11 protein-coding genes and 1 pseudogene are annotated in these 13,416 nt (G+C 31.9%); 11 read left to right on the top strand and 1 reads right to left on the bottom strand.

Going from position 1 to position 13,416, the window contains the following annotated elements; genetic code table 11:
• From ACREVX_RS15135 to ACREVX_RS15085, 11 genes and pseudogenes are all read left to right on the top strand, one after another.
• A pseudogene (locus ACREVX_RS15135) lies at window positions 1–281 on the top strand (hydroxylamine reductase); the annotation flags it as partial.
• A gap of 234 nt (window positions 282–515) precedes the next feature.
• Entirely contained in the window at window positions 516–1,676 is a 1,161-nt protein-coding gene (locus tag ACREVX_RS15130) for a galactokinase (RefSeq protein WP_431545055.1), read from the top strand.
• A gap of 41 nt (window positions 1,677–1,717) precedes the next feature.
• Window positions 1,718–3,229: a UDP-glucose--hexose-1-phosphate uridylyltransferase gene (galT, locus tag ACREVX_RS15125; protein WP_431545054.1), complete on the top strand. Its 1,512-nt coding sequence runs from the start codon at window positions 1,718–1,720 to the stop codon at window positions 3,227–3,229.
• A 26-nt stretch (window positions 3,230–3,255) separates the two neighbouring features.
• On the top strand, window positions 3,256–4,260 hold the full coding sequence (locus tag ACREVX_RS15120) for a LacI family DNA-binding transcriptional regulator (protein WP_431545053.1): 1,005 nt from the start codon (window positions 3,256–3,258) through the stop codon (window positions 4,258–4,260).
• A gap of 228 nt (window positions 4,261–4,488) precedes the next feature.
• Entirely contained in the window at window positions 4,489–5,112 is a 624-nt protein-coding gene (locus tag ACREVX_RS15115; RefSeq protein WP_431545052.1) for an ABC transporter permease, read from the top strand.
• A gap of 28 nt (window positions 5,113–5,140) precedes the next feature.
• Window positions 5,141–6,079, top strand: a complete 939-nt coding sequence (locus tag ACREVX_RS15110; RefSeq protein WP_431545051.1) for a glycine betaine ABC transporter substrate-binding protein — start codon at window positions 5,141–5,143, stop codon at window positions 6,077–6,079.
• 37 nt (window positions 6,080–6,116) lie between these two features.
• The gene (locus tag ACREVX_RS15105) at window positions 6,117–7,064 is read left to right on the top strand and encodes an ABC transporter ATP-binding protein (RefSeq protein ID WP_431545050.1); all 948 of its coding nucleotides are present in this window, start codon (window positions 6,117–6,119) and stop codon (window positions 7,062–7,064) included.
• Between the two features lie 25 nt (window positions 7,065–7,089).
• Window positions 7,090–7,728: an ABC transporter permease gene (locus ACREVX_RS15100; RefSeq protein WP_431545049.1), complete on the top strand. Its 639-nt coding sequence runs from the start codon at window positions 7,090–7,092 to the stop codon at window positions 7,726–7,728.
• A 161-nt stretch (window positions 7,729–7,889) separates the two neighbouring features.
• A complete protein-coding gene (locus ACREVX_RS15095) occupies window positions 7,890–8,366 on the top strand; it encodes a complex I 24 kDa subunit family protein (protein ID WP_431545048.1) in 477 nt (158 codons plus the stop codon).
• Between the two features lies 1 nt (window position 8,367).
• A complete protein-coding gene (nuoF, locus tag ACREVX_RS15090) occupies window positions 8,368–10,245 on the top strand; it encodes an NADH-quinone oxidoreductase subunit NuoF (protein WP_431545047.1) in 1,878 nt (625 codons plus the stop codon).
• A gap of 1 nt (window position 10,246) precedes the next feature.
• The gene (locus ACREVX_RS15085) at window positions 10,247–11,932 is read left to right on the top strand and encodes a [FeFe] hydrogenase, group A (RefSeq protein WP_431545046.1); all 1,686 of its coding nucleotides are present in this window, start codon (window positions 10,247–10,249) and stop codon (window positions 11,930–11,932) included.
• Between the two features lie 83 nt (window positions 11,933–12,015).
• On the opposite strand, the gene ACREVX_RS15080 is transcribed toward ACREVX_RS15085, so the two are convergent.
• A complete protein-coding gene (locus tag ACREVX_RS15080) occupies window positions 12,016–13,215 on the bottom strand; it encodes a hypothetical protein (protein ID WP_431545045.1) in 1,200 nt (399 codons plus the stop codon).
• Between the last annotated feature and the right edge of the window lie 201 nt (window positions 13,216–13,416).

The following is a 13,416-nucleotide window of genomic DNA, read 5'->3' as shown; positions in this document are numbered from 1 at the left end:
AATGTAACGATGCATATTCGGCTGTTAAAATAGCTTTAGCGCTTGCTGATGCATTTAAATGTGGTATTAATGATCTACCACTTGCAATAGTTTTAACTTGGTACGAACAAAAGGCTGTTGCAGATTTGTTGGCATTACTTTCACTTGGTGTAAAAGGAATTTACTTAGGACCAACTTTGCCAGCTTTCCTAAGTCCAAATGTATTACAATTCTTAGTTGACAATTTTGATATTAAACCAATAAGCACACCAGAAGAGGATTTAAAACAAATATTAGGATAATATAAATAAATCACCATAATTGCTTAGATGTTAAGCTATTATGGTGATTTATTTTTATAGAAAAAATTTTAAAAGTTTTAAAAAATATTTTTATTATAATAGTAATATATTTATTTTCATTAGCAGATAATAAAAAATAAAAACATTTACTAAAAACATTGAAGTTTTACTAAAGTTATGATAACCTATACATTATAAGAATTATAAAAATCAATATAATAGGGGGTTCAAAATATGATTAACAAGTTAAAAAATATGTTTAAAAAAGTTTATGATGAAGATGAAGAAAAGGTTTTTTTTGCTCCGGGTAGAGTTAATTTAATAGGAGAACATACAGATTATAATGGGGGTAATGTTTTCCCGTGTGCATTAACTTTTGGAACCTATGCATTAACGAAAAAGAGGAATGATAAAAAGATAAGATTTTATTCTCAAAATTTTGAAGATTTAGGAATAATGGAAATAAATATAGATGAGATAAAATATAACAAAGAAAATGATTGGGCAAATTATCCTAAGGGAGTAATTTGGGCTTTTGATAAAAATGGTATGAAAATAGATAGTGGATTTGATATATTGTTTTATGGTAATATTCCAAATGGAGCAGGATTATCTTCATCTGCATCTATAGAGGTACTTACAGGTGTTGTTCTAGCAGATTTATATAATTTTGATATAAGCATGATTGACATTGTTAAACGGAGTCAGCAGGCAGAAAATGAATTTGTAGGTGTGAACTGTGGTATTATGGATCAATTTGCTATAGGTATGGGTAAAAAAGATAATGCAATACTTTTGGATACAAACACATTAAAATATCAATACTCAAGTATTAAACTTGACGGAGCATCTATAGTCATAGCAAATACGAATAAAAGACGTGGACTTGCTGATTCTAAATATAATGAAAGAAGATCTGAGTGTGAAGTCGCGCTTAAAGATTTGCAAGTAGAACTTAATATAAATTCTCTTTGTGAAATAAATGAAGGAGAGTTTGAGAAAAATAGACATCTTATAAAAAATGAAGTAAACGCACGACGTGCAAAACATGCTATTTATGAAAACCAAAGAACTTTAAAGGCTGTTAAAGCGCTTGAAAATAAAGATATAGAGCTATTTGGAAAGCTTATGAATGCATCACATGTGTCACTAAAAGATGATTATGAAGTTACAGGAATAGAACTTGATACTTTGGTTGAGATTGCATGGAGAATGCCAGGGGTTATTGGTTCAAGAATGACTGGAGCAGGTTTTGGTGGATGCAGCGTTAGTATTGTAAGGGATGAATTTGTAGAAGAGTTTATTAAAAACGTTGGAGAAGAGTATAAAAACAAAATAGGACACGAGGCAGAATTTTATGTAGCACAAATAGGTGACGGTGCAAGAAAACTATAACAGCATTGAAAATGATAATTAACCCAAAGGGAGGTTATAATATGGAAGTTAATATTTCTATAGAGGTACAAAAGCTACTTTATTATGCAAAACAAAAGAATTTAATAAAATCAGAGGATCTGATATATACAAAAAATAGAATGCTCGAAGTCTTATCTTTAAATGAAATTTCAAGTATTATAGTAGAAGATAAAGAATATGCATTGCAACCAGCTTTAGATAATATAATTGACTGGGCTTATGATAATAAAAGAATAGATGACAATGGAATAGTTTCTAGAGATTTGTTTGATACTAAAATAATGGCTTGTTTAATAGGAAGACCATCAGAAATAATAAGTGAATTTGAAAGACTATACGCACAAGATCCTAGTAAAGCAACTGATTATTATTATAATTTGTGTATTAATTCAAACTATATAAGATGGGATAGGGTACAAAAGGATTTAAAGTGGAAATCCCATACTAAGTATGGTGATATTGATATTACTATTAATTTATCTAAACCTGAAAAGGATCCTAAGGCAATTGCAATGGCTAAGAATTTAAAAACAAGTTCTTATCCAACATGTTTGCTTTGCAAAGAAAATGAGGGTTATGCAGGTAGAGTAAATTATCCAGCTAGGGGCAATCACAGAATTATACCTGTTGAATTAAATAAGGATAATTGGTTTTTGCAATATTCTCCATATGTCTATTATAACGAACATTGTATAGTACTTAATGGTCAGCACGTGCCAATGAAAATATGTAAAGATACGTTTAAAAGACTATTAGATTTTACGCAGAAGTTTCCACATTATATTATAGGATCTAATGCTGACCTTCCAATAGTTGGAGGCTCCATACTAAGTCATGATCATTTTCAGGGCGGTAAATATGAGTTTGCAATGGCAAAGGCAAAAACCTTAGAAGAATTTAAGGTGGATGGTTTTGAGGGAATAACTCTTGGTAGGGTTAAATGGCCTATGAGTGTTGTTAGAATAAATGGTAATAATAAAGAAACTCTTATTAATTTAGCAGATTATATTCTAAATGCTTGGAAGAAGTATTCTGATGAGAGCGCTAATGTAATAGCATTTACGGATGATACTCCTCATAACACAATAACTCCTATAGCTAGAAGAAGAGGGGACGCTTATGAGTTAGATTTAGTTCTAAGAAATAATAGAACATCAGAGAAGCATCCGGATGGGATTTTCCATCCTCATAAAGAATTACATCATATAAAGAAAGAAAACATTGGTCTTATTGAGGTTATGGGACTTGCTGTTTTGCCAGCAAGACTTAAAACAGAAATAAAGGAACTTAGTTATTACTTATTAGATAAAAGCAAAATTGATGAACTAGATAATAACGCTAAGTTAAAAAAACATAAAGATTGGACATTATTATTAGCCCAGAAATATTCAGATATAAATCAAACAAATGTAGATGAAATATTAAGAAAAGAAATAGGGATAGTATTTTTAGAGGTATTAGAACATTCTGGTGTATTTAAAACTGACGAAAATGGGATAAAAGCATTTAATAAATTTATAAATAGTTTATAAAAATCAAAAGGGCGAGTGTGAAGATTATGGTAACAATAAAGGATATAGCAATCGCGTCAGCGGTATCGATTGCTACTGTGTCTAGGGTTTTAAATTTTGATGAAACATTAAATGTAACAGATGCCACAAAACAAAGAATATTCGAAATGGCGGAAAGTTTAAATTATGTAAAAAAGAAGGAAAGAAATAGTAAAAAAAGTGTTTATAAGCTAGCGATAGCAAATTGGTATACTGAAAAAGAAGAAGTATTAGACCCATATTATTTATCTATAAGAATAGCTATAGAGAAAAAATGTGCTAATAAAAATATAGAAGTGGTAAAATTATCACCACTTTCTACAATAAGTATAAAAAATGTAGATGGAGTTATAGCCATTGGTAAATTTGGAAGCAAGGAAGTAGAAAAACTAAAAACAGTATCAGAGCACATAGTGTTTGTTGATTCCTCTCCAGAAAGTGAATTTTATGATTCTGTAGTAAGTGATTTAAAGTACGCAACTATAAATATTATAGATTACTTAGAGGAGTTAGGTCATAAAAACATCGGATTTATTAGTGGTAAGGAATATATTAACGAAGGCAAGGAGGTTTTTGCTGATAGACGTGAAAGAACTTATAAAGAAGAAATGATTTCTAGAGGATTATATAATGAGGCTAATTTGTACATAGGCATGTTTACACCACAAAGTGGATATGAGCTTATGAAAATGGTTCTAGCTAATAAAAATGACGTTACAGCGTATATAATAGCTAATGATTCTATGGCAATAGGCGCATATAAAGCTATAAGCGAGGCAGGACTTACAATACCAGGTGATATAAGTGTTGTATCATACAATGATAATATAACATCTCAATTTATAGTGCCAGCACTCACTACTATTAAAATACACACGGAATTTATGGGGGAAACTGCTGTAGATTTAGTTATTGAAAAGCTAAAGCAGCAAAGATTAATAGCCAAAAAGATTGTTATACCAACAAAACTTATAAAGCGGGATAGTTGCACGGCAATAGAAAAAGTGGAGTAGAAAATAATGAAATATTTAGCAAGCAATTTATATGTTTATATAAATTACTTGCTATTATTTTTTTGAAGAAGTGTTATGACTTTCAAAATATAATCATACAATAATATGTACGGTTATATTTTTACGTTTTTTGAATAAATAAGTTTATATAGATTGTAATTATTGTAATGAAAATCTATTATAGAAAATTATTTTTAGAAAGGATAGATGTTGATGTTTACACAAATTATGGACTATCTATTAGGTCATATTGATAAATACTATGAAGCAGTAATAATCCATAGTTGTATTAGCGGTGCGGCAATTTTAATAAGTATTATAATAGCTGTGCCACTAGGGATTTTATGTGCTAAATATGCTAAGGCATCTCAACCTATTATGAATTTAATTAATTTTTTCAGAGTTATACCAAGTCTTGCTATCTTAGTGTTAGCTATGCCGATACTTGGAACTGGATTTCTTCCAGCACTTATAGCGCTTGTTATTTTAGCACTTCCGCCTATACTTATAAATACTTATTTAGGGATAAAGAATATTGATATTTCCATTCTTGAGAGCGCAAAGGGAATGGGAATGGATTATAGAAAAATGCTTCTTAAGATTGAAATTCCGTTAGCCCTGCCTCTTATTATTACAGGGGTTAGAACTTCGGCGGTTGAAGTAATTGCTAGCGCGACTTTAGCGTCCTATATAGGCGCTGGAGGTCTTGGAGATTTTATATTCACCGGCATTGTTATGAATGATTTTAGAATATTAATTATAGGGGGAGCGTCAGTTGCACTGCTTTCAGTTATAGCTGAGATATTATTATTTATCTTTCAGCAAAAAATTACAAAATATCAAAGAGATTAAAAATACCATATTAGGAGAGTGAATAGTAATGAATAAAAAATTAAAAACATCAGTTATAGTTTCTGTATTAACGACTTTAGTCGCGCTTTCGGTACTAACTGGATGCTCTAAAAAAAACACTACATCAACGGATTCAAAAGCAGCCGCGGTTAAAACTAAACCTACAATAAAAGTTGGCTCTAAGGATTTTACTGAATCTTTAATTTTGTCTGAACTTTATGCAATTGCTTTAGAAAAGGAAGGTTACACAGTTGATAGGAAATTTAATCTTAGTAGCGCTGTAGTGCATACAGCTCTTATAAATGGAGACATAGATTTTTACCCAGAATATACTGGTACAGGACTACTTTCTATATTAAAGCAAGAGCCGATGTTTGATTCAAAAGAAGTATATGACGAGGTTAGTGCAAAATATAAAGAAAAATTTAAATTAATTTGGCTAGAGCCATCTTTAGCGAATGATGGACAGGGACTTGTAATTGCTAAAAAGGCCTCAAATCAATATAATATCCACACTATAAGTGACCTTCAAAAAAATGCGGCGAATATAAGATTTGCATCTCAAGGGGAATTTAATGAAAGATCCGATGGTCTTCCGGCCCTTATAAAAACTTATGGTGATTTTAATTTTAAAGATGACAAAATATATGACAACGGACTTAAATATGATGTACTTCACAATGATAAAGCGGATGTTACAGTTGCATATACAACAGAGGGGCAATTAAGTAAAGATGAATTTATGATTCTTGAAGATGATAAACATGTATGGCCACCATATAACATAGCACCAGTTATTAAACAAGATCTTCTTCACGCAAATCCTGAAATAGGAGATATTTTAAATAAGGTTACAAAGAAAATTGATAATAAAACTATAATTAAGTTAAATGCTCAGGTGGATATAGACAAAGAAGAATATATGCAGGTAGCTAAAAACTTCTTTGACACTGAACTTGCAAAATAGGTAATAGGGATGTATATAAAAAAGGGAGGTTTAGCTTTTGAAAAGGATAGCGATTGAATTTGTAAAAGTAAGTAAAAAATTTCCCGGATCTGAGCAATATGCTGTAAGTGATGTAAGTGCTAGCATAGAAGAAGGTAGTTTTACAACAATTCTTGGAACTTCAGGTTCGGGTAAAACTACTTTCCTTAAAATGATTAATAGAATTCACGAATCAAGTTCAGGGGAAATATTATTTTTCGGTGAAAATATAAAAAAGCTCCCTGCAGAAAAACATAGACAAAAAATTGGATATGTTATTCAGCAGGTGGGGTTATTCCCCCATATGACAGTTGCGGAAAATATCGCAACTGTTCCAAATATTTTAAAGTGGAATAAAAAAGATATAACTTTAAGAGTCGAAACGCTGCTTGAGCTTATGAAAATTCCATCTAAAGATTATAAAAAAAGATACCCAAGGCAATTGTCAGGAGGTCAGCAGCAAAGAGTTGGTATAGCAAGGGCTATGGCTGCTGATCCTGAAATAATGCTAATGGATGAACCATTTGGAGCATTAGATGCAATAACTAGGTTAAATCTTCAAGAGGAAATTCTAAAAATTCAAAAGAAACTAAATAAGACAATAATTTTTGTTACCCATGATGTAAGTGAAGCATTTAAATTAGGAGAGAAAGTAATTATAATGGATAAGGGTGAAGTGCAACAGTTTGATACTCCTCGAAACATAATATTTAACCCAGCTAATGATTTTGTTAGACAACTAGTTTCAACAGATGATATTTTGCAAAAACTTAAATTTGTACGTGCAAGGGACGTTATGATTTCTTTTGAGGGGGCTGCAAAGGATAGTGACATTAGGGTTAATGAAAATATTGATTTGCAAAATTTACTAACATATTTTATAACTGGAGACATTGATTATTTAATTGTTGAGAAAGATAATCATGAAGTAGTTGGAATGATAACACTTAAGCAACTAAAAATATAATAAGTGAATACAGGGGGCTAGCAACATGATAAAATATTTACTTAAAAATTATGATAGTATGATAATGTTAATGCTACAGCACCTTCAAATTGTTGCTGTAAGCATATCAATATCTCTTGTGATTGCTACAGTTGTAGCCCTTTTAATTTTAAGGTCAAAAGTTTTATCTATGATAGTGTTATCCGCGTTTGGAGTTATTTATTCAATTCCTAGTCTAGCCTTGTTTGCTTTATTAATACCTATATTAGGGCTTGGAAAAGGGACAGCAATTTTCGTTTTAGTAATCTATAACCAGTATATATTAGTTAGAAATATATTTGCAGCGTTTGGCGCTATAGATCCAGCAATCATTGAGGCTGGAGTAGGTATGGGGTTTAATTCTTTTGAACTATTTTTAAAAATACAATTACCTTTAGCTCTTCCCATAATAATTGGGGGAGTAAGAATTGCTACTATAACAACTATAGGAATAGCTACTATTGCCTCGGTAATAAATGCTGGTGGACTAGGAGTAATTTTATTTGATGGACTCAGGATGAATTACCTTCCTAAAATATTATGGGGAACGATAATGTCGGCTGGTCTTGCACTTTTATTAAATCAAATAATGTTATATTTAGAAAAGTTAACTAGTTTTAAAGCTAATGGTAGGTGTAAAGTTTGATATTTTTATCTCAAACCATAATAATGATTTAAAGGTTATTGACAAATGAATTTATTATAACTACAATTAAGTAAATACAAAATGAGGAGGTTACAATAAACGTTTTCAACGGGTTATTGTTAAAAATATATCAATATCTTAGAGCTAAAAGGAGGAGAAAAATGAGTACAACATTTGATTACAGTAATCTGGATACTATATTAGAAAATAATGAATTTAAATCTAGTAATATTATTGCAATATTGCAAGATACTCAGGAGTGTTATAGGTATTTACCTAAGGAGGTATTCTCATATCTTTCAGAAAAACTTGGTATGAGTAGGGCAAAAATATATAGTGTGGCAACTTTTTATGAAAACTTTTCCTTAGAACCTAAAGGTAAGTTTATAATAAAAATATGCGATGGAACTGCATGTCACGTTAGAAAATCTATTCCTATATTAGAAAAGTTAAGAAACAATTTAAGACTTTCGGAAACTAAAACTACAACAGATGATTTAATGTTTACTTTAGAAACTGTATCATGTCTAGGCGTTTGTGGACTTGCACCTGCTATGACTATTAATGAGAAAGTACATGGTGCAATGACTCCAGAAAAAGCAATGGAGCTTTTAAAAACTCTTAAGGAGGAAAAATAATATGCTTCATAATAGAAATGATTTAATTAATATAAGAAATACATATAAAAATAGTTTTGAAAAAGAAATAAAAAGAATTCTTATATGCGCTGGTACTGGGTGCATTGCAGGTGGATCTTTAGAGGTATATGATGAGTTAATAAGAATTATGAAGGAAAAGGGTATAAATTGCGAGGTTAGCCTTGAGAAAGAACCACATGATGAAACTGTTGGAATTAAAAAAAGTGGATGTCATGGATTTTGTGAAATGGGACCTCTTGTACGAATAGAACCATCTGGATATTTATATTTAAAAGTAAAGGTTGAGGATTGCGAGGAAATCGTAGATAAAACAATAGTTAAAGATGAATGCGTTGAAAGACTTGCTTATACTAAAAATGGAGAAATATTTAGGAAACAGGAAGAAATTACTTTTTATAAAAAACAAACTAGAGTTGCCCTTGAACATTGTGGTCATATTGATGCAACTTCAATAGAGGAATATATAGCCTTAGGTGGATATTCTGCACTTGAAAAAGCAATATTTGAAATGAGTTCTAGTGATATTATTAATGAAATAACGCAGTCAAATCTAAGAGGTCGTGGAGGCGGTGGATTTCCTACTGGTAGTAAATGGAGCCAGGTAGCGAGTCAAAAGGAAAAGATAAGATATATTGTATGCAATGGTGACGAAGGTGACCCGGGAGCATTCATGGATAGAAGTTTAATGGAGGGAGATCCTCATAGAGTACTTGAGGGAATTATGATTGCTGCTGCCGCATGTGGTGCTCAAAAAGGGTATATTTATGTTCGCGCAGAATACCCTCTTGCTGTAAGCAGACTTTCAAATGCCATTAAACAAGCAAAAGAATATGGAATTATTGGTGATAATATTCTTGGGACAAGCTTTAGTTTTGATATTCAAATTAATAAAGGTGCAGGTGCGTTTGTATGTGGAGAGGGAAGTGCATTAACAGCTTCCATCGAAGGAAAAAGAGGAATGCCAAGAGTTAAACCTCCAAGAACTGTTAAGCAAGGACTTTTTGGCATGCCAACAGTTCTAAATAATGTTGAAACTTTTGCTAATGTGCCTGTAATAATCAATAAAGGGGCAGAATGGTATAAATCAATTGGACCTACAAATAGTCCTGGTACAAAAGCGTTTGCACTAACAGGGAACATTGAAAACACAGGACTCATCGAGGTACCAATGGGTACAACTCTAAGAGAAATAATATATGATATTGGTGGGGGAATAAAAAACGGTAAAAAGTTTAAGGCTGTACAAATAGGTGGTCCATCTGGTGGCTGTCTTATAACGCAAAATCTTGATTTGCCACTAGATTTTGATTCACTTAAAAAAGCGGGTGCAATGATAGGTTCTGGTGGCCTTGTAGTTATGGATGAGGATACCTGTATGGTTGAGATTGCAAGATTCTTTATGAGCTTTACAAAAAATGAGTCTTGTGGTAAATGTGTTCCTTGTCGCGAAGGGACTAAAAGAATGCTTGAAATCCTTGAAGGAATAGTTGTTGGAAAAGGAAAACTTGAAGACATAGATATGCTCTTAGAACTTGCAGATACTATAACATCAACAGCATTATGTGGACTTGGAAAAACAGCTTCATTACCAGTTGTCAGTACTATTAAAAATTTCCGTGATGAGTATGAAGCTCATATTGTTAATAAAAAATGTCCATCTAAAACATGTCAGAAGCTTAAGACAATATATATTGATACAAAATTTTGTAAGGGATGCTCAAAATGTTCAAAAATTTGCCCAGTTGGAGCAATCTCAGGCAAAATTAAAGCATCCTTTACAATTGATGATGATAAATGCATACGATGTGGTAGTTGTATTGATGCCTGTGCATTTAAAGCTATAAAGGAGGTGCAATAGAATGAATAAACAGTTTATGGTTATAGACGATATTCCTGTTGAAATAAAGGATGAAAAAAACATTCTTGAATTAGTAAGAAGTGTTGGTATTGTATTGCCTACATTATGCTTTTATTCTGAGCTTTCAGTTTATGGTGCTTGCCGTATGTGTATGGTTGAAAACAAATATGGAGGCATGGAAGCTGCATGTTCTACTCCTCCCAAAGCTGGTATGGTTATATATACAAATACTCCAAGGCTTAGAAAGTATAGAAAAAATATTCTTGAGTTATTACTTGCAAATCATTGCAGCGATTGTACATCCTGTGTAAAAAATACTCGTTGTAAGCTACAAGAGCTTGCAAAACGTTTTGGAATAAAGAATGTAAGATATGAAAATACTGCAAAAACACGAGAATTAGATAATTCATCTGTATGCATTGTGAGAAATCCAAGCAAATGTATTTTATGTGGTGATTGTGTGAGAGTGTGCGACGAAGTACAAAACGTTGGAGCAATTGATTTTGTTGGTAGGGGATCTAAAATGACTGTGTCAACGGCGTTTAATGAACCTATAGGAGAATCTAACTGTGTTGGTTGTGGTCAGTGCGCTGCAGTATGCCCAACTGGGGCTATTGTAGTAAAGAGTTCTACAGATAAGCTTTGGGAAGAGCTTGGTGATAAGAATACGCAGGTTGTAGTTCAAATTGCTCCTGCAGTAAGAGTCGCAATAAGCAAGGAATTAGGACAGCATAATGGTGAAAATGCAATGGGTAAAATAGTAACAGCTCTCAGGAGAATGGGATTTGATAAGGTGTTTGATACATCAGTAGGCGCAGATCTTACAGTTATAGAGGAAACAAATGAATTTGTTTCAAAACTTGAAGATAATGAAAAATTACCTCTATTTTCGTCTTGCTGTCCTGCTTGGGTAAGGTATGTTGAAAATACTTATCCAGATCTAATGAAAAATGTTTCCACTTGTAGATCACCTATGGAAATGTTTGCTTCTATAATAAAGCAGCATTATAAAACTGATGATAAAAAACTTGTGAGCGTAGCAATTATGCCTTGCTCTGCTAAAAAGTTTGAAGCAACTAGGGAGGAACTAAAAACGGATGGTATTCCTAACGTAGATTATGTAGTAACCACGCAAGAACTTATTAATATGATAAAAGAATCAGGAATTGCGTTCTCAGAACTCGAACCTGAGGCACTGGATATGCCATTTGAGATTAGTAGTGGAGCTGGAGTTATATTTGGAGTAACTGGTGGTGTTACTGAAGCTGTTATACGTAAAGTTTTATCGGATAAGCCTGTTTCTATATTACGTGCTCTTTCTTTTGATGGAGTTCGAGGCATGAACGGCGTTAAAGAAACCAGTATTAAGGTAAATGAACGCGAAATAAAATTTGCTATAGTAAGTGGACTCAAAAATGCAGATGACGTTATAAAAAAGATAAAATCTGGTGAAGTCCAGTATGATTTCGTAGAAGTTATGGCATGTCCCGGTGGATGTGTAAGTGGAGCAGGTCAACCATTTGTAAAAGCAGAAGGGAAAGCTAAACGTGGCCAAGGATTATATCAAGCAGATAAAATGAATAGCATAAATCGTACAGATGACAATCCATTGATGAATTCGTTATATTCTGGAATTTTAAAGGATAGAGCTCATGAGTTATTACACGTAAACTACAATAAGAAATAAAATCAGAAAGATTGGTAGGAGAGTGATATGAAAAAATTATCTAGGAGGTAGCTCCTAGATAATTTATTATGAGATGACTTATATTAATTAGTTGGTTGAAGTATAACTAGGCTATTTACTATTTTTTGATTCTCCCAATTAAAGACTATACATGAGTCTAATTTAGGATCATACATATTAACGGCTTCATCTTTAAGAAACATTTTAAGATTAAAGGCTGCATATATAAATGCTGCTTTTTTCTTATTAACACTTGCATATTTTCTCATATTAATCAATCCACAAGCTGTTCCTGCTAGATGAAATGAAGGGTTATATAAACTATTACGACTATCAGATACAATTAGCTTAACATTTTGTCTAAGTTTTGACATAAGCTGCCTTACTAGACTCATACCTCGTCCTTGAGGCAAATCTATGTCAGTTATCCCAAAACTTAAGCAATTACATACCTTACTCCATAGCTCTCTATCTGATTCTTTTTCAATTTCTAAGCAATCACCAAGGGTTATAGATTCAATATACCTAAGATCGTGGAAAACATTACAATTTTCTATAAGGTCACAAAAGTCAATTATAACAGGTTTATCCTCGGTGATAATGATATTATCACCTTGAAAATCACCATGTGCGTATCCAGTAAGACAAGTTACAGTTAAATCATCCCAAACATTTTCATCGTTAAAATAATAATATGGATTAGGTAGCAACATGTCCGTTCCATCTAAAGAAATCCACTTTATATTTTTGTCTATGCCTATTGATTCGAAGGCCTGTACATATTTACTATCCATATATCTATATGAAAGTTCATTTTTAACTATTTCCATTGGAGAAATATACTTTTTAACATGTTTTTTGTTCCAAGTAAATAAAAATTTAGTTATTGAAGATATTATACTGTCCTTTAGTTCATCTTCATTTAGCACTTTATCTAAAAATGTCTCACTATTATAGATGTCATCACCGGCTAAGTCATATAAGTTAACATATAATATAGCCTTGTTTTTATCAACGATTTTATAGCTGGATATGAGTTTTGCAATATATTTCTGCATATTATTTTCTGATGCTAGCGCATAAGCTTTTTGAAATACCTTTGCATCATTATTTTTTGTTACTTTTAAAATACCTACTTTATTAGCGATACCGTATTCAACCATAAATACACCTGCTTCAGATCTTCCACTTTTAAATGTTTTTAAAACTTGAAAAGGTGCAATTTTGTCTTTAGTATCGTTACCTATTTTATTAATTTGAGATATTACATCTACTATCTTCATATGTTCTCCTTAGTGCGCAAGAACACTACAATTTCTAACCCCACTAAAGCGGTCACTTCCCTTCTTTATATACTCTATTTAAATAATATTCTTTTTTAAATAATATTGTTTAGATACAGTATATTATAACCACTAAGAATACACAAATCATTAGTAGTAAAAATACATAAAAATACTGCATTTGGGGGGAACCCTATGCAG

The sequence above is a fragment of the Clostridium sp. genome (assembly GCF_050717545.1).
In the GTDB taxonomy this organism is placed as follows: domain Bacteria; phylum Bacillota; class Clostridia; order Clostridiales; family Clostridiaceae; genus Clostridium_AD.
This window is presented reverse-complemented; position numbering and strand designations above follow the sequence as displayed.

Excerpts from the sequence above, each read along its gene's own strand:
- ACREVX_RS15130 (WP_431545055.1), top strand. The coding sequence starts at position 516 with ATGATTAACAAGTTAAAAAATATGTTTAAAAAAGTTTATGATGAAGAT.
- galT (WP_431545054.1), top strand. The coding sequence starts at position 1,718 with ATGGAAGTTAATATTTCTATAGAGGTACAAAAGCTACTTTATTATGCA.
- ACREVX_RS15120 (WP_431545053.1), top strand. The coding sequence starts at position 3,256 with ATGGTAACAATAAAGGATATAGCAATCGCGTCAGCGGTATCGATTGCT.
- ACREVX_RS15115 (WP_431545052.1), top strand. The coding sequence starts at position 4,489 with ATGGACTATCTATTAGGTCATATTGATAAATACTATGAAGCAGTAATA.
- ACREVX_RS15110 (WP_431545051.1), top strand. The coding sequence starts at position 5,141 with ATGAATAAAAAATTAAAAACATCAGTTATAGTTTCTGTATTAACGACT.
- ACREVX_RS15100 (WP_431545049.1), top strand. The coding sequence starts at position 7,090 with ATGATAAAATATTTACTTAAAAATTATGATAGTATGATAATGTTAATG.
- ACREVX_RS15095 (WP_431545048.1), top strand. The coding sequence starts at position 7,890 with ATGAGTACAACATTTGATTACAGTAATCTGGATACTATATTAGAAAAT.
- nuoF (WP_431545047.1), top strand. The coding sequence starts at position 8,368 with ATGCTTCATAATAGAAATGATTTAATTAATATAAGAAATACATATAAA.
- ACREVX_RS15085 (WP_431545046.1), top strand. The coding sequence starts at position 10,247 with ATGAATAAACAGTTTATGGTTATAGACGATATTCCTGTTGAAATAAAG.
- ACREVX_RS15080 (WP_431545045.1), bottom strand. The coding sequence starts at position 13,215 with ATGAAGATAGTAGATGTAATATCTCAAATTAATAAAATAGGTAACGAT.